The sequence below is a fragment of the uncultured Campylobacter sp. genome, assembly GCF_944323605.1.
Classification (GTDB): domain Bacteria; phylum Campylobacterota; class Campylobacteria; order Campylobacterales; family Campylobacteraceae; genus Campylobacter_D.
Genome location: NZ_CALUTC010000003.1, coordinates 28,402 through 44,893 on the forward strand (window position 1 = coordinate 28,402; position 16,492 = coordinate 44,893).

The 16,492-nt window shown below is 30.1% G+C and carries 16 protein-coding genes; 8 read left to right on the forward strand and 8 right to left on the reverse strand.

Annotated features, from left to right (window positions below; all coding sequences use genetic code 11):
• Positions 1–5: 5 nt before the first annotated feature.
• Genes lpxD through truA form a run of 8 tightly spaced genes read left to right on the forward strand, consistent with a single transcriptional unit; the run spans position 6 to position 7,202 of the window.
• Complete coding sequence (gene lpxD, locus Q0J35_RS02650; RefSeq protein WP_297192998.1) at positions 6–971, forward strand: UDP-3-O-(3-hydroxymyristoyl)glucosamine N-acyltransferase; 966 nt, start codon at positions 6–8, stop codon at positions 969–971.
• Positions 972–986: 15 nt separating this feature from the next.
• On the forward strand, positions 987–2,276 hold the full coding sequence (gene glmU, locus Q0J35_RS02655) for a bifunctional UDP-N-acetylglucosamine diphosphorylase/glucosamine-1-phosphate N-acetyltransferase GlmU (protein WP_297192999.1): 1,290 nt from the start codon (positions 987–989) through the stop codon (positions 2,274–2,276).
• Positions 2,273–3,430: a bifunctional phosphopantothenoylcysteine decarboxylase/phosphopantothenate--cysteine ligase CoaBC gene (coaBC, locus tag Q0J35_RS02660; protein WP_297193000.1), complete on the forward strand. Its 1,158-nt coding sequence runs from the start codon at positions 2,273–2,275 to the stop codon at positions 3,428–3,430. The genes glmU and coaBC overlap by 4 nt, the downstream gene beginning before the upstream one ends.
• A complete protein-coding gene (locus Q0J35_RS02665) occupies positions 3,415–4,038 on the forward strand; it encodes a hypothetical protein (protein ID WP_297193001.1) in 624 nt (207 codons plus the stop codon). The genes coaBC and Q0J35_RS02665 overlap by 16 nt, the downstream gene beginning before the upstream one ends.
• Position 4,039: 1 nt before the next feature.
• Positions 4,040–4,708 (forward strand): polyprenyl diphosphate synthase, encoded by a 669-nt coding sequence (gene uppS, locus Q0J35_RS02670; RefSeq protein WP_297193002.1) that lies wholly within the window; start codon positions 4,040–4,042, stop codon positions 4,706–4,708.
• Positions 4,705–5,475 (forward strand): A24 family peptidase, encoded by a 771-nt coding sequence (locus Q0J35_RS02675; RefSeq protein WP_297193003.1) that lies wholly within the window; start codon positions 4,705–4,707, stop codon positions 5,473–5,475. Before uppS ends, Q0J35_RS02675 begins: the two co-directional genes overlap by 4 nt.
• Positions 5,459–6,484 carry an LptF/LptG family permease gene (locus tag Q0J35_RS02680; protein ID WP_297193004.1) on the forward strand — a complete coding sequence of 342 codons (1,026 nt, stop codon included), beginning with the start codon at positions 5,459–5,461 and terminating at the stop codon, positions 6,482–6,484. The genes Q0J35_RS02675 and Q0J35_RS02680 overlap by 17 nt, the downstream gene beginning before the upstream one ends.
• Before the next feature lies 1 nt (position 6,485).
• Positions 6,486–7,202: a tRNA pseudouridine(38-40) synthase TruA gene (truA, locus tag Q0J35_RS02685; protein ID WP_297193005.1), complete on the forward strand. Its 717-nt coding sequence runs from the start codon at positions 6,486–6,488 to the stop codon at positions 7,200–7,202.
• Positions 7,203–7,204: 2 nt separating this feature from the next.
• On the opposite strand, the gene Q0J35_RS02690 is transcribed toward truA, so the two are convergent.
• The 8 genes from Q0J35_RS02690 to murJ are packed head-to-tail and all read right to left on the reverse strand — an operon-like array spanning position 7,205 to position 16,439.
• A complete protein-coding gene (locus Q0J35_RS02690; protein WP_297193006.1) occupies positions 7,205–7,984 on the reverse strand; it encodes an enoyl-ACP reductase in 780 nt (259 codons plus the stop codon).
• Between the two features lie 46 nt (positions 7,985–8,030).
• Positions 8,031–8,627: an isoprenylcysteine carboxylmethyltransferase family protein gene (locus Q0J35_RS02695; protein ID WP_297193007.1), complete on the reverse strand. Its 597-nt coding sequence runs from the start codon at positions 8,625–8,627 to the stop codon at positions 8,031–8,033.
• Between the two features lie 8 nt (positions 8,628–8,635).
• On the reverse strand, positions 8,636–9,529 hold the full coding sequence (dapA, locus tag Q0J35_RS02700) for a 4-hydroxy-tetrahydrodipicolinate synthase (RefSeq protein ID WP_297193008.1): 894 nt from the start codon (positions 9,527–9,529) through the stop codon (positions 8,636–8,638).
• A gap of 2 nt (positions 9,530–9,531) precedes the next feature.
• Positions 9,532–10,773 carry a pitrilysin family protein gene (locus Q0J35_RS02705; RefSeq protein WP_297193009.1) on the reverse strand — a complete coding sequence of 414 codons (1,242 nt, stop codon included), beginning with the start codon at positions 10,771–10,773 and terminating at the stop codon, positions 9,532–9,534.
• Positions 10,770–11,825, reverse strand: coding sequence for a quinone-dependent dihydroorotate dehydrogenase (locus tag Q0J35_RS02710; RefSeq protein WP_297193010.1), 1,056 nt, complete (start codon positions 11,823–11,825; stop codon positions 10,770–10,772). The genes Q0J35_RS02705 and Q0J35_RS02710 overlap by 4 nt, the downstream gene beginning before the upstream one ends.
• A gap of 48 nt (positions 11,826–11,873) precedes the next feature.
• Positions 11,874–13,613 carry an ABC transporter ATP-binding protein gene (locus tag Q0J35_RS02715; RefSeq protein WP_297193011.1) on the reverse strand — a complete coding sequence of 580 codons (1,740 nt, stop codon included), beginning with the start codon at positions 13,611–13,613 and terminating at the stop codon, positions 11,874–11,876.
• Positions 13,606–14,988 carry a cysteine--tRNA ligase gene (gene cysS, locus Q0J35_RS02720; RefSeq protein ID WP_297193012.1) on the reverse strand — a complete coding sequence of 461 codons (1,383 nt, stop codon included), beginning with the start codon at positions 14,986–14,988 and terminating at the stop codon, positions 13,606–13,608. The genes Q0J35_RS02715 and cysS overlap by 8 nt, the downstream gene beginning before the upstream one ends.
• Entirely contained in the window at positions 14,985–16,439 is a 1,455-nt protein-coding gene (murJ, locus tag Q0J35_RS02725; protein WP_297193013.1) for a murein biosynthesis integral membrane protein MurJ, read from the reverse strand. Before murJ ends, cysS begins: the two co-directional genes overlap by 4 nt.
• Positions 16,440–16,492: the final 53 nt, after the last annotated feature.

Consider the following 16,492-nt stretch of genomic DNA (forward strand, 5'->3'; position numbering starts at 1 on the left):
ATTATATGAAACTAAGTGAGATAGCAAATTTTTTAAATCTCGAGTTTAACGCACAAGATATAGAGATAAGAGCTTTAAATTCTCTAACAAAAGCAGGTCTTGATGAGCTTACTTACTGTGATGGTGATAAAAATGCCAAAAATATCTCACTTTGTGGTGCTGGTGCGATTATAGTTAGCAAAAAGTATGAGAGTTTAGTTCCAAGAGATATGCAAAAGCTTATAAGTCCTGATCCGCATTTAAGCTTTGCTTATCTTAGCAAAATTTTTGCAAAGCCTTTGATTTCAAGCAAGAATGTAGAAAATAAGATTGCAAGCACCGCTACAATAATGCCAAATGTTTATATAGGCAAGGGCGTTAATATAGAAAATAATGTTGTAATAATGGCTGGAGCTTATATAGGAGATAATGTTTCAATAGGAGAAAACACTATCATACACCCAAATGTTGTTATTTATAATGATAGTAAGATAGGAAAAAGATGCCATTTGCTTGCAAATTGCGTTATAGGTAGCGACGGTTTTGGATATGCACATACAAAAAATGGAGAACATTATAAAATTTATCATAATGGCAATGTTATCTTAGAAGATGATGTAGAAATAGGTGCTTGTACTACGGTTGATAGAGCTGTTTTTGAAAGCACTATTATAAAAAAAGGCACGAAAATTGATAATTTGGTTCAAGTAGGACATAACTGTGATATAGGTGCAAACTGCATTATAGTAGCACAAACAGGTCTTTCAGGCTCTAGTGAATTAGGAACAAATGTAACTATGGGAGGTCAAAGTGCTACAAGCGGACATTTAAAGATAGGAGATTTTGCCACTATAGCAGCAAGAGGTGGAGTTAGCAAGAGTTTGGAGGGCGGAAAGGTTTATGGAGGCTTTCCAATAATGTTACAAAAAGAATGGTTAAGGCTACAAGCAAGGATAGTTTCAGCCTTTAAAAACAAAAATAAAGAATTGTAGCTAAAGGATTTTCTAATGAGTGTTTCTATTGTTATTTTAGCAGCTGGTCTTGGAACTAGAATGAAATCCGAAAAGGCTAAGGTTTTGCAAAAACTTTGTGGTAAGAGTATGATACTTCATATATTAAAAGAGGCTTTTGATGTTAGCGATGATGTAACTGTAGTGCTTTCACACCAAAAGGATTTAGTCAAAGAATGTATAGATAAAGAATTTCAAAATGTAAATATCTTAGAGCAGGATTTAAAAAACTACCCAGGAACAGCCGGTGCTTTAAGAGCTTATCAACCAAAATATGAGAAAACTATAGTTTTATGCGGGGATATGCCTTTGATAAAAAGCTCCTCTTTAAAGCAGATATTAAACAATGATAGCGATTTTTGCGTAGCAGTTTTTGAGGCTAAAGATGCTAAAAGCTATGGTAGGGTAGTTATACAAAACGATGAGATTAAGAAAATAGTTGAGCTAAAAGACGCAAATGATGAAGAAAGAAATATAAAAATTTGCAATTCCGGAGTTTATGCATTTAAGAGTGAAATTTTACACAAATTTTTACCTTTGATTTCAAATGAAAATGCTTCCAAAGAATATTATTTAACAGACTTGATTTTATTAGCTAAAAATGACTATAAAATAAAAGCTACTTTTGTTGAAGAGCTGGAATTTATGGGCGTAAATGATAAATTCGAATTAAGCATAGCAGAAAATTTAATGCAAGAAAGATTCAAAAAAGAGCTTATGCAAGGTGGAGTTATTATGCATAATCCAAATTCTATTTTTATAAGCTTAGATTCTAGTTTTGAGGGTGAATGTGAAATTTATGAAAATGTTAGGATAGAGGGTAAAAGCTTTATCAAAAATTCCATTATCAAAAGCTCTTGCGTTATAGAAGATAGTATAGTTATAGATAGTGATGTAGGTCCATTAGCACATTTAAGACCTAACTGTGAGCTTAAAAATACACATATAGGAAATTTTGTAGAATGCAAAAATGCAAAGTTAAATTCAGTGAAAGCAGGGCATTTAAGCTATCTTGGAGACTGTGAAATAGATGAAGGGACAAATGTAGGTTGCGGAACTATAACTTGCAACTACGATGGGCTAAAAAAACATAAGACAAAGATAGGTAAAAATGTTTTCATAGGCTCTGACACACAGTTTGTAGCTCCTGTTGAAGTGCAAGATAATGTCATAATAGCCGCTGGAAGCACAGTTACAAGCAATGTAAAAAGTGGAGCTTTGTATATAAATAGAGCTGATTCAAAACAAATCGATGATTATTATCATAAAAAATTTGGTAAAAAATGAAAACTGTTTTAATAGCTGTAAGTGGTAGTATAGCATTTTACAAGTCTTATGAATTGATATCTCTTTTTAAAAAAGAGGGCTTTAAAGTAAAAATTTTGCTTAGTTCATCGGTTTTAAAATTTGCTTCTAGGCTTAGTTTTGAAGCCCTAGCTGATGATGTTTTGTGCGATGAAAATGAAAACTGGCACAGCGATAAAAATCACATCAAATTTACAAGAGATTGTGATTTATTGGTTTTTGCACCGGCTACAATAAGTTCTATAAATAAACTAGCACAAGGCATAGCAGACAATCTTTTTATACAAACTTTGATTGCTTCAAAAGCACCTTTAATCATAGCACCAGCCGCAAATACAGTTATGTTAAATCATTTTAGCACTCAAAATTCTCTAAAGATATTAAAAGAAAATGGAGCTGTTATAATTCCTGCAGTTTCAAAAGAACTTGCTTGTAAAGAAGTGGGCGAGGGTGCTTTAGCCGATGTTTTAGATATTTTTTATATCAGTAAAAGAATGCTTTTAAGAGATGAATTTTTTTGCGATAAAACAGTTTTGATCACAGGTGGTGGAACTAAGGAAAAAATAGACGATGTGAGATGTATAAGCAATTTTTCTAGTGGAAAAATGGCTAAAGCCTTGGCTGATGTTTTTTATTTTTTAGGGGCTAAGGTAGTTTTTCTAAGCTCTATAGATTTTCAAACCCCTTACGAGTTAAAAAAATACGGCAGTTCCTTAGAGCTAAAAGAGCTTATGGATAAATACAAAAATGCTGATTTTTTGTTTATGCTTGCAGCGGTTAGTGATTTTTTGCCACAAAAATTTGACGGTAAGATAAAAAAGAATTTGTATAAGAATGGATTTAATTTAGAATTAAAATTAAATAAAGACTTGCTTGTTGATTATAAATTTAAAGGCAAAAAAATAGCTTTTAAAATGGAAACAGATGAAGCAAATGCTTTAGAAAATGCTAAGAAAAGTTTTGTTGAAAAAAAACTTGATATGCTTTGTTTGAACGTTTTAAGCAAGAAAAATCCTTGTTTTGACAGCGATTTTAATGAACTTGTTTTGCTATTAAAAGATGATTTTATATCTTTGGGTTATGATAGTAAAATAAACTTAGCATTTAAGGTGGCACAGGAATGCAAAAAGCTATAATAAACGCGGTTTTGCCGGTTCATATGAAGGTTTTAGAGCATATATCCTATAACCGTTATACTTTGCTTTTAAATAGCAGAAAAATATCTACTAAAAGCTTGATAGAGCTTGAATTAAACGCAGAATACTTAGCTGAAATTTATGAGGGTAAGGGTGGGGTTTTATCCTTTAAAAATTTATCAAAAAAGCCAAATATCATAAAATACGATGACGGTTTAAATTTGCTTTTAAATTTTTTAGAGGGAAATGTGAATTTTAAAGACTTTGTGCTTAAAAAGCTTATAGAATCTGAAAATAGCCTTGAATTTAAAATTTATAAAGAAATGCTATTTGCTTTGGCTGAAAATGTTTATCATATTCCCTTTGTTTATGAGGATAAAACCTGTTTATTTCAGCTTAGAAAAAGTTCCTTACAGACTGAACTTTATCTTTATTTTTCTGTATTTGGATCTTTAAAATTTATATTTGATGATAAGGGACTAAGCCTTTATACACCATTTGCTAAAGTAGCTGCTTTTCTTTCGCCTCGTTTAAAATGCGAAATTTATGAGGATAAGAATTTAAAAGCATTGTTTGAATTTAAAAGATTGCTTGATTTTAAGGGTTAGTATGAATGAACTAAAACACCTTGCCGTAGTAATGGATGGAAATAGACGTTGGGCTAAGATAAATGGATTTTTAGAAAAGCTTGGTTATTCTCAAGGGCTTAAAACCATACAAAGACTTATGGAAGTTTGTATAGATGAAAAGATACCGCAACTTAGCCTTTTTGCTTTTAGCACTGAAAATTGGGCGAGACCAAAAGATGAAGTGGAGTTTATTTTTTCTTTGCTAGAAAAGACCTTAGATGATAAACTTGATTTATTTATAGAAAATGATATTAGAATCCGTATAATAGGAAATTTATCTATGCTTGATAAAAAACTTTTAGACAAGCTTTTGTATGCACAAGAAAAAACTAAAGATTGTAGTCTTTTGTGTATAAATTTGGCTATAAGTTATGGTGGAAAAGACGAAATAGTCCGCTCTGTTAAAAGATGTATAGAAAAAAATATAGAAATAAATGAAAAAAATATCTTTGAAAATTTGGATTTACCTTTAGATGTTGATTTGCTTTTAAGAGTAGGCGACGCTAAAAGAATTTCAAATTTTTTACTTTGGCAGTGTGCTTATGCTGAAATTCATTTTAGCAATACTCTTTTTCCGGGTCTTACAAAGCGAGAATTTAAAAACATTATAAAAGATTTTTATAAAAGAGAAAGAAGATTTGGCAAATGACGGTTTTGCTAGTTTTGTTTCTTGGAGCTTGTGTTGGTTCTTTTTTTACGTGCTTGGCAGATAGGATAGCTTTTAAAGAGAGTATTTTTTCTAGTCGTTCTTTTTGCTTTTCTTGTCGAAAGCAGCTTAAAATTCAGCACATTATTCCTATTTTTTCATATATATTTTTAAGATCTAGGTGTGCTTTTTGCGGTGCTAGTTTAAGCTCACATCTTTTTTTGTCCGAGCTATTTTGTGCCTTATGTTTTTGCTTTGCTTTATTTTTTTCTCATTCATTTTATGATTTTCTTGTCTTAGCTTTTATTTTATGCACTCTTTATTGTCTTTCTTTGCTAGATCTAAGACTTAAGGCTGTGCCTGAATTTTTGTTATTTTTTCTCGTCCTTTTATCTTTTTTATATGCTTTTGTTACTGATTTGTCTTTATTTTCTCTTTTTGAGGATAGTTTTTTTCTTAGATTTTTTATATTTGCTGGATTTGTTTTTTTTATAAAATTTATATCATCTTTTTTTATAAATTTTAAAAAATACGATGAAAAGCTTGAAAGTATGGGCGAAGCAGATATTTTGGTTTTGGCTAGTATGGCTGGTATATTAGGCATTTGGCAAGGTTTTTATATAATGTTTTTGTCGTCTTTACTGGCACTTTGTTTTTTTGTATTCTTAAAACTTTACCATGTTAAAAACTATGAAATGCCAATGATACCGTTTTTCGCAGTATCTTTTATGATTGTTTTTGTAGGCTCTTTTTATGAGATTAGTTTATAAATATATGTTAAATCACTTTTTAAGCACAACACTATCACTATTTTCTGTGCTTTTTTTGATAGTTTCTATGGTTTTTTTTATACAACTTGCTAGAGTAACATCTAGCATAGAAATTTCTTTTTTAGATTTTTTAAAATTATATAGCTTTACCATTCCAAGAATCATAATATTTACTTTGCCAATAAGCTTTTTTATTTCTTTGTCTCTTAGTCTTTATAGGCTTTCAAGAGAGAATGAAAGTATAGTGTGCTTTGCTTTAGGCTGTTCCCCAAAGCTTTTAGCAAATTTCTTTTTAAAGATCTCCGTTCTTGTAAGCTTGATTATGCTGCTTGTATCTTTATTTTTCATTCCACTTGCATACTCTTTGCAGAATAATTTTATAGATTACAAGAAGACTCAGGTTAGTTTAAATTTAAAAACCGGAGAATTCGGGCAGAAATTTCTTGACTGGATGATCTTTATAGAAAAAGAAAGTGATTCTTTGTATGATAATATAATAATGTATCACCCAGCAAATAAAGACTACAACAAAGAACAAATGATAGTAGCAAAAAGAGGAGAGATAGTAAGAGATGAGCAGACTATGTCTTTGAATTTGTATGATGGAATGGTTTATGATTTTGATAAAAATAATACTTGGCGTGTAGGTCATTTCAATGATATGTCTATAAATACACTTTTAAAAGGCTTTTCATCAAAGGATCAGAATTTTTATCAATATTGGCAGGATATGAATACAAGCGAAAAAAGAGCAAAAGAATTTGTTATATATGTGCTTATATCTCTTTTTCCAATAGCCTCTACTTATTTTGCTTTATCATTTGGCTTTGTAACTTATAGATATGAAAAAGGTATAATTTATCCGGGAATTTTTGCCGTTATATCGTTTTATTTTGGCTTTTTGTCCGTCTTTTATAAGCCTCCATTTTTATCCATAGTTTTAATATTTGTATTGTTTTTTGTATCCGGTATGTTTTATTTTAAAAAGCATACTCTTAGCAGGTATTAGCTTGAAAGCAAAGATAATATTATCTTATGATGGTTCTAAATTTTTTGGATCAGCTACGCAGCCTCATAAAAATACAGTCCAAGACGCACTAACAAGAGCTTTAAAGGCTTTTGGGATAGATGAAATACCGCTTTTTGCTTCAAGAACTGATAAAGGCGTTCATGCATTAAATGCAGTGGCTTGTGTTAGGCTTAGAGATTGTATTTTTGATTTAGCTTATTTTAGAGATAGGCTAAATTTTTATCTATATCCTAGTGCTTATATAAAAAAGATAGAACTTGTAAATGATGATTTTGAGGTAAGATTTCACGCAAAAAAAAGAGAATATATATACATCTTTAACCATAGCAATTTTAATCCATTTTTATCATCTTATCATCTTTTTTATCCAAAAATAAATTTAAGGGAGGCAAATGAGCTTTTAGGTTTTTTTGTCGGAAAAAATGATTTTAAATTCTTTCAAAAACAAGGAAAAGAAGATACCGTTAGGACAATGTTTAAAGCTTATGCTTATTCTTATAAAACTTATACTATTTTCAAGTTTCAAGCAGATGGTTTTTTAAGGGGGCAGATAAGATTGACTGTTAATGCTGTCTTATCTGTTCTTGAAGGCAAGATAGACAAAGACGACCTTTTAAAACAAATAAAAGGCGAAAAAGTCTCTGTTAGAAAATTGTCTGAAGCTTGCGGACTTTATTTAAATAGAATTTGGTATTAATCTTATTTAAATGTGGTTCCACCATCCACTATAAAAGTATGTCCCGTTACCCAAGATGCTTTATCAGAGCAAAGAAACAAACAGGCTCCAGCTAAATCATCCGGTTGTCCCATTCTGTTTAAAGGGCTTAAATTTATAGTAGCTTGTTTTACTTCTTCATAATTCGTAAAAGCCCTCAAAGCATCGGTTTCTATTGGACCTCCGCTTACTACATTAACTCTGATATTTTTATCTCCTAGTTCAGTAGCAGCATATCTAGCCATAGCTTCAACTGCAGCTTTTGCCGTGCCGTGTCCAGCGTAATTTTCTATATGCACTAAATTTCCAGTAGATGATATAGATATTATACTTCCTCCACCTACTAATTCCATTCTCTTTGCAGCTTGTTGAGCACCAACTACAAAGGCATTGACTGTTGCTGTGAATATATTATTTATACCTTTTGGTTTTAATTTCATAAATTTTGTATATCCGCCAACAACTGCTCTACCCGATATAATGGCATTTGATATAAAAAAGTCTATTCTATCAAAATCCTTATCTATCTCATCAAAAAGTTCTTTATATGTTTCTGGCTCTAGTATATTAAAAGGATATGCTTTTGCTTTTATTTTATAGTTTTGTTCTAGATCTTTTATAATATCTTTTGCAAGCTCTTCGTTTGAATTATAAGTAAAAGCTACATTCACTCCAGCCTTTGCAAATTCATATACTATAGCTCTTCCTATACCTCTAGTGCCACCACTTACGACTAGGGTTTTTCCTTTAAAAAAAATATTCATAATCTTTCCTTATAAAAGCTTTATTGTATTAAAACAAGTCTTAAAATTAATATAAAAAAAACAAATTTGGCAAATAAAAATAATAATGCAAAAGCTCTATTATACAAAGAGCAAAAAGTCCAATAGCCCAGTTTAATGCTCTTTTTAACTCCCTATGTAAAAATTCTGGTCTAACTTCTATCCTATCAGGGCAGTAAAAGTTAGTAAGTCTTGGGAAAAATCTTGCTGTTTTTTCTAAAAATTCCAAATAAGACTGCCCAAATTTAGAACTTAAAAATTTTTCTTCTTGTTTTATGGTTTGATGATATACTATTAAAAAAAATACAGCTCCTATTAAGATTAAAATTAATTGAGCCTTTATAGCCAAAAGTCCCAAAAAAGCTAAAAATGAAAAAAAATATAAAGGATTTCTGCAAAGACTGTATGCACCATAATCTATAAATTTGCTTCCATCAACACCTTCATTTTTCATACCGCCGATGAAAATGGTTGCGTAAATTCTACCTATAATGCCAAGCACAACTAAAAATACACCACAAATTCTTAGCAAATTAGCGTAAAATTCATCATATGGCGTGTATGATATAAAAATCCACACTATAAAAATAAAGGCAAATATGTATTGATATATAAAACGGTTCATTTTATTCCTTATTTTACCACTTCGTATTCTTTTAATACTCTTTCTAAAAGCTCCATACTTTCTTTTCTAGGCTCTACTAAAGGTAAGCGATATTCTAAAGTTTGTATTATACCGCTTAGATACATAGCAGCTTTTATTGGTATGGGATTGCTTTCGCAAAAAAGAGCTTTGTTGATATTATAAAGCTTATCATTTATAGCTTTTGCTTCTTTGTATTTTTCATCTAAAGCTAATTGTGTTAATTTGGCTATCATATCAGGTAGTAAATTTGAAGTAACTGATATTACTCCTTTTCCTCCATTTGAAAGTATAGGATAATTTATCGCATCATCTCCGCTTATAAGTATCATTTTTGGCTCGTGAGCTAATAAATCGACGCATTTATCTATGCTACCGCTTGCTTCTTTTACTCCATATATGTTTTCGCAATCCCTAAAAAGTCTTATTATGGTTTGAGTTTCTAAATCACAGGCTGTTCTGCCAGGCACATTGTATAAAAGAACAGGTATATCGACATTTTTTGCTATTTCTTTGTAATGTCTATAAAGTCCTTCTTGGCTTGGTTTGTTATAATATGGAGTTACACTTAAAATTCCATCTGCGTTATTATCTCTAGCAAATTTAGCTAAATCCACCGCTTCGTGCGTTGCATTGCTACCGGCTCCTGCTAAAACTTTAGCTTTTGTCCCTTTGCAGGCTGCTACTGCTATTTCTATGCAAGTTTTGTGTTCGCTATGTGTTAGAGTTGCACTTTCTCCGGTTGTTCCTACAGGCACAACTGCGTCTATGCCATTATTTATTTGTCTTTTTATAAGCTTATAATAAGCGTCTTCGTCCAGTTTAGAATTTTTAAAAGGTGTAATAAGAGCGGTCATAGAGCCTATAATGTAGTTAGTATCCATATTTAAGCCTTTTTGAGAATTATTGTTGTTGAGTTTTTTTCTATAAAATACTTTTTAGCACAGCTGATTAAATCTTTCTTTTCTAATTTTTCCACATTATTTTCATAATTTAAAAGAGGTTTTAAATCGCCTCTAGCTAGATAATCTCCATATATATTCGCTACTGAACTAGCGGTATTTAATGAAAAGATAAAATCCCTTTTTACTTGATTTTTAATCTTTTTAAGATCCTCTTCTTTTATATCTCCTTTTTTTAGGTTGTTAAGTATTTGAAGCACTTCTTTTTCTACTACTGTTGCTTTTATTTTTGGATTACAAACACAAACGATGATAAAAAGATTTTCATCTATGCTATCGTTACAAAATACATAAAATTCATTTACAAGACCTAATTTATCTACTAATATTTCCTGCAATATAGACGATTTGCCAGATGACAGTAGCTCAGCTAATGCACTTAATCCTACTATGTCTTTATGCTTAAAATTTGGGATTTTATATGCTATGCCTAGTAGCTGTGTATCTGTGTCTTTTTTTATTATAAGTCTTTTTGCTCCATCTTGTTTTGGTTCTTTTTGATGTATTTTTGGTATTTTTTTGGTATTTTTTATGTTTTCAAAATGCTTTTTTGCTAAACTAAAAACCTCTTTTGCCTCTATATCGCCGCTTACTGTTAATATAGCATTTTTTGGTTGATAATAAATGCTATGAAAATCTTTTATATCTTTTATATCCCAGTTTAGTATATCGCTTTTAAATCCTATCGGTGTCCAATGGTAAGGATGATACAAAAAAGAATTATTAAAAAGTCTAAAATAAAGATAACCAAGAGGATTGTTATCTGTTCTCCATAGCCTTTCTTCAAAGACAACCTTTCTTTCAGGTTGAAATTCCTCATCTTTTAAATTTAAATTTTGCATCAATTCCGAAAAGAGCCATAAAGCCTTATCTAAATTTGCTTTAGAACATTTTATATAGTAATGTGTATAGTCAAATCCGGTGCTAGCATTATCAACGCCACCAAAGCCTTTAACTATTTCATCAAATTCTCCAGCTTTTAAATTCTTAGTGCTTTTAAAATTTAAATGCTCTATCATATGTGCTATGCCACTTTTTCCCATCACTTCATTTCTTGAGCCAACTTTATAAAATATATCAACGCTGACAACAGAGCTGTTTTTATTTACAGGAAAGGTATATACTTCTAGTTTGTTTTTTAAGACTGCTTTTTCATAGCTTATCATTTCAGGTTTGCTCCTATAGCTTGTGATATATGCAAGAATTTATCTTTTTTCATCAAAGAAATGAGTTCCTCATTTATATCTTTTATCAAACAAGGTCCCTTAAAGACTAAAGCCGTATAAATCTGCACTAAAGAGGCACCGTTTTTGATTCTATCGTATGCGACTTTTGCACTATCTATACCTCCACTTGCTATCAATACAGCATCTTTAAAGAATTCTTTTGCTATTTCTTTAAAAAATTTAGAACTTTTTTCTTGTATTATTTTTCCACTTAATCCACCAAAGGTGCGATTTGTGTCTAGTAAAGAATAATCCGTGCTAGTATTTGCTAGTATAAAACCACTTGCACCAAATTTTAAGGCTTGCTCACATATACTTAAACTATCTTTTATTTTTAAGTCAGGTGCAAGCTTGATGAATATAGGTTTTGTCGTGATATTTTTTGCTTCTTTTAATAAGGATTCTAGAAAATCCTTACTTTGCAAATTTCTTAAATTTTTTGTGTTTGGAGATGAAATATTTACCGTAAAATAATCGCAAAAATTATTAAAAGACTTTATCAAAGTAGTGTAATCATTTATCGCTTCATCATTGCTTGTATCTTTGTTTTTTCCTATGTTTGCCCCAAGTGGCAAAACGAAAGGATATAGGTCTTTTATATTTTGTAAAATTCTATCTTTTCCTACATTATTAAAACCCATAGAATTTTGCAAACTCTCTTCTTTTACAAGTCTAAATAATCTAGGTTTTTCGTTTCCTTTTTGTGCTTTTGGTGTAACTGTGCCAAATTCTAAAAAACCAAATCCAAGAGCACACATCGCTCTTATCATAGTAGCGTTTTTATCAAAGCCACCAGCTAAGCCAATCGGATTTGCAAAGTAAAGCCCTAAAATTTCTTGCTTTAAGCTATCATCATTTACTATGTATTTGTTAGCCATAAAATTTAAAAGGGCAGGGTGGATAGCACTTAAAGTTCTTAAGCTATATTCGACTGTGCTATGTGCTAACTCTGGCTCTAGTTTAAAAAGTAATGGTTTTAAAAGTTGATACATATTTTTCCCTTAAACACGAATTGTAGCTAAGAAAGCTTAATTTTTAACTTAAAAATCTATGCTTTTATCATTTGCTTTAAATTTTTGATAGAGTTCGCATCTGTTTATTAATTCTTTATCAGTGCCTATGTCTATAACTAAGCCTTTGTCAACCACGGCTATCTTATCCGCATTTTCTATCGTGCTTAGTCTATGTGCTATTACTAGAATCAAATGTTTATCTTTAAGCATTTGTATGCTATTTGTTATAGCTTTTTCGCTTTCATTATCAAGTGCTGATGTTGCTTCATCAAAGATTAATAAATCAGGCTTTTTGTATAATGCTCTTGCTATAGCTATCCTTTGTTTTTGCCCTCCGCTTAAATTTTTTCCATGTTCTTTTATTACGCTGTATATACCGCCCATATTTTCAACAAAATCATATGCGTTTGCTTCTTTTAAAGCGTTTATGACTTTATTATCATCAAATTCTTGTGAATATGCTACATTTTCAGCTATACTTTCATTAAAAAGATAAATATTTTGTGTTACTAGAGCTATTTTTAACCTAAGACTTTCTAAGCTATATGCGGTAATATCTTTATCATTTAGTAAAATTTCCCCACTTTTTTTATCGTAAAAACGCATTAAAAGATTTATTATAGATGATTTTCCACCCCCGCTAGGACCAACTAAGGCTAAAATTTCTCCTTTTTTAAAATTAAAATTTATCCCATTTAATACAGGCTTATCTTCTATATACTCAAATTTGACATTTTTAAAACTTATATTTTCAATATCTAAAAGCTTTTCTTGTCCATCTTTTATGTTTGATTTCAAGTCTAGTAAATAAAAAGTTCTCTCACTAGCAGCTACTGCAACTTGAAGTTTTGCATAAGCTGAACTTAATTTCTTAATAGGTGTGTATGCCATAAACAAAGCTGTTAAAAAGCTAAAGAATGAATTTATTTCTAATTCTCCTTTTATGACCTCGCTACCTCCTATCATAATAACAGTGGCTATGCCAACAGAACCGAAAAGCTCCATTATCGGATTTACAAGGGCATCTATTCTTGAGCTTTTTATAGAGATTTTTGCTAAGTCCTCATTTTGTATAGCGAATTTATCTAGCTCTTTTTTTTGAGTATTATTTGCTTTTATTAATTCTAAATTCGAAAAAATTTCACTTAGTCTTGACATTAAATCAGCCCCTTTTTCTTGGGAGCTTTTGCCTAGTTTTTTTAATTTTCTTGCAAAAAGAGATAAAGGATACAGTGAGGCAGGGATTACCACAAGTGCAAAGAATGCAAGTGTTGGACTTTGATATATCACTACTGATAAAAGACCTATTACTGTTATTAAATCCCTTAAAAATTCTGGTATGATATTTGAAACTATGCTTTGCAATGCACCTATATCGCCAGTGCAGCGACTCATAAGCTCTCCGCTTCTGTGTTTATGAAAAAATGCCATATCTAGTTTTAGTATATTTTCTAGCACCTTAGCTCTTAATTCTTTTAGTATGTTAGCACCTATATATGATACATAATAACTTTGTATATAAAGACCAAGATCTTTTAATAAATAAATAGCTATTACAGCCAAAGGCATTATGTAAAGCATATCTTCATTTTTTTCTATAAATATCTTTTTTAAGACAGGATCTACTATATAAGCACTACCAGAAGTTCCAGCCGCAGCCATTAGCATACCGATTATAGCTATTAAGAAATACCACTTGTATTTTTTGTAAAAAGGTTTAAATCTTATAAGAACATCTTTTAAATTCATATTTTGTTTGTTATTCATCTATCTTTTCCCACAAAACACCATTTGCCGTATCCATTAGGATTATATTGTCTTTTAAAAGATTTTTTCTTATATCGTCTGCTAAGTCGTAGTTTTTCTCTTTTTTAGCTAGAGTTCTTAAGGCTATTTGTTTTTCTATAAATTCTTTTTTTTCTTTACTTACTCCAAATTGAAAATAAGAAAATGGCTCTAAAAAACCAAAGCCAAATATCAATGAGCTTTCTTTTAATGCAAATTCAAGTTCATTTTTTAAAATTTTATTTTTTTTATTTTTATCAAGTTCTAAATTAGCATTATTTATAAATTCGTCCAAAAATGCAAGTGCTTTTGATATGTTTAAATCATCTTTTAAAATATCTAAAAGCTCTTTTCCTAAGACAGTATCTATATGGAAATTTATTTTCATATCGTCAAAATGTCCTAAATTTAACCTTTGTTTTAGTCTGTAAAATTTATCAAGTCTTTTTTTTGAGGATTTTAAATCTTCTATACTGTAATTAAAATGCGAGCGATAATGTGTGCTTAAAAGATAAAATCTAATAACTTCAGCATTAAATTCTTTCAAAACATCTTTTATGAAGAAGCTATTATTTAAGCTTTTGCTCATTTTTTCACCATTTATATTTACAAAACCATTGTGAAACCAAATTTTTGCTAATTCTTTATTGTTTAAACACCTGCACTGTGAGTTTTCATTTTCGTGATGTGGAAAAAGAAGATCTATACCACCGCAGTGTATATCAAGCCCTTCGCTAAAAATAGAATTTATCATAGCTACGCATTCAGTATGCCAACCGGGTCTTCCCTTGCCAAACGGAGCGTCGTAAAAATTATCATCAAATTTCCACAATACAAAATCGCTTTCATTCTTTTTATCTATAAGCTTTTCTAAACGACTTATATTATCTTTTGTATCCCTTTTTGAAAGATTAAAATAATCCTTATCTTTACTTGTATCAAAATAAATTCCATCATTTAATTTATAGGTAAAACCTTTATACTCAAGCCCTTTTATGAGTTCTATCATATCTTTTATGTAATCAGTAGCCTTTGGCTTAAAGTCAGGTTCTAAAACATTCAATGCTTTCATATCGCTTTCATAAGCATTTATATAAAAATCTGTAAGCTCTTTTAAGTCTTTGTTTTCCTCTTTTATCTTTTTTAAGATTTTATCATCTATATCAGTGTAGTTTCTAGCAAATTTAACATCCTTTTTTAAGGCTCTTAAGACTCTTGTAAGCAAATCCACACAAATAGCACTTCTTGCGTGTCCTAAATGAGCGTAGTCATATACAGTTGGACCGCATAAATATATATTTACATTTTTATCTGTTAATTCAAGTTTTTTTTTGCTTGCAGTATCATTTAATCTCAAAAAAATCCTTTAAAAAATCTAAAAATATCAAACAAAAATTCCAAAAATACTACCTTAAATTCTAGCAAAAATAAAGTAAAAATTAAAATGCAAATAATAGCAAAAAAAGTTTTTGAAAAAGAAAATAAAGTAAAAAACTTCTTAAAGCCAAATTCTTTTATATTTGCAAAAAGTAAGTATATAGCACTTATAGATGAGCTTAAAGAAACGGCTAACACTTTTAATTCGTCATCTTGTATCAAAAAAACGCAAGATATAGCAAAAATTGTTGCTAAAAGTAGAGATTTAAAAGCTATTATGGCTGCTATTTTTTGTTTAAATTTGGCATAAAGCCAAAGTGAAAGAATTTTTTGTAAGCCAAATGGCAAAAGCCCTATCATATATGAGATTAAAACATAAGCTGTTAATCTTGTATCATTTGCATCAAATTCGCCTCTTTCAAACAATAATTTTGTTATTTCTTGTGCAAAAACTATGCTTATGATTGTGGCTAGTATGAGTAATATACTAAGCGAACCCACAGCCTTTTTCATAAAAAGTAGAGCTTTGTCCTCTTCATCATTTTTTAAGTGTTTTAAAATTTTAGGAAAGCTAACTTGCGTTAATGCTATAGCAAAAAGTGCTAGAGGCAACTGAAAAACCCTGTTTGCATAGTATAGATAAGATATACTTCCTGTTATTAAGAATGAGGCTATTGTAGTATCAAGAAGAGAGCTTAACTGTGTGGCAGAAGAGCCTAAAATCCCTTGAAAAAAATTTGAATAAAAGCGGTTTAATTTTATTTTATATCTTTTAAATTTTACACTCAAACACATAGCTTTTATGACTTTATTATCTTTAAGAGCCAATAAATGCCATATTAGTTGTGCTACGCCGCTTAAAACTATAGCGTAAGAAAAATAGTAAAGATTATTATAAGCGTCATTTTTCTCTACAAAAAAAGCTGCTATTACTATACAAAGATTGAAAAAAGAGCTTGAAAAAGAGCTTACAAAAAATTTGTGTTCATAGTTTAATAAAGCACTTAACAATGTAACCAAAAATATAAAAAATAAATACCAAAAATTTATAGCTACAAGAGGGGAGGCTAGGGCTATTGTTTCTTTATTAAAGCCAAAGGCGAAAATTTTTGTAAAAAAATCAGCAAATATACTTACCAATAAGCAAAATAAAAATACAATAGCACAAAAATGAAGCAATACAGTCAAGGTAAAAGCACCTTTTTTTCTTGCAGCTGTAAAATTTGGCAAGAAACTTTGTCCAAATGCACCTTCTGCGAAAATTCTTCTAAAAAAAGCCGGCATTTTAAGAGCTACAAAAAAAACATCGCTATAAAGTCCAGCTCCTAAAAATAAGGCTAGTATAACGTCTCTAGCAAGACCTAATATGCGAGAACATAAAATTCCAAGAGAATTTATTATAAAATTTTTAAAAATGATATTTTTTTTCAATTTTCTTCCTATATAAAAGCTTTATATTTTAACTAAAATTTGATAAAATGCAA

Bases quoted from the DNA above. Each gene is read 5' to 3' on its own strand.
- coaBC (WP_297193000.1), top strand. From the start codon at position 2,273: ATGAAAACTGTTTTAATAGCTGTAAGTGGTAGTATAGCATTTTACAAG.
- dapA (WP_297193008.1), bottom strand. From the start codon at position 9,529: ATGGATACTAACTACATTATAGGCTCTATGACCGCTCTTATTACACCT.
- lpxD (WP_297192998.1), top strand. From the start codon at position 6: ATGAAACTAAGTGAGATAGCAAATTTTTTAAATCTCGAGTTTAACGCA.
- Q0J35_RS02680 (WP_297193004.1), top strand. From the start codon at position 5,459: ATGAGATTAGTTTATAAATATATGTTAAATCACTTTTTAAGCACAACA.
- Q0J35_RS02665 (WP_297193001.1), top strand. From the start codon at position 3,415: ATGCAAAAAGCTATAATAAACGCGGTTTTGCCGGTTCATATGAAGGTT.
- Q0J35_RS02690 (WP_297193006.1), bottom strand. From the start codon at position 7,984: ATGAATATTTTTTTTAAAGGAAAAACCCTAGTCGTAAGTGGTGGCACT.
- Q0J35_RS02695 (WP_297193007.1), bottom strand. From the start codon at position 8,627: ATGAACCGTTTTATATATCAATACATATTTGCCTTTATTTTTATAGTG.
- Q0J35_RS02675 (WP_297193003.1), top strand. From the start codon at position 4,705: ATGACGGTTTTGCTAGTTTTGTTTCTTGGAGCTTGTGTTGGTTCTTTT.
- Q0J35_RS02705 (WP_297193009.1), bottom strand. From the start codon at position 10,773: ATGATAAGCTATGAAAAAGCAGTCTTAAAAAACAAACTAGAAGTATAT.
- glmU (WP_297192999.1), top strand. From the start codon at position 987: ATGAGTGTTTCTATTGTTATTTTAGCAGCTGGTCTTGGAACTAGAATG.
- Q0J35_RS02710 (WP_297193010.1), bottom strand. From the start codon at position 11,825: ATGTATCAACTTTTAAAACCATTACTTTTTAAACTAGAGCCAGAGTTA.
- uppS (WP_297193002.1), top strand. From the start codon at position 4,040: ATGAATGAACTAAAACACCTTGCCGTAGTAATGGATGGAAATAGACGT.
- Q0J35_RS02715 (WP_297193011.1), bottom strand. From the start codon at position 13,613: ATGAATAACAAACAAAATATGAATTTAAAAGATGTTCTTATAAGATTT.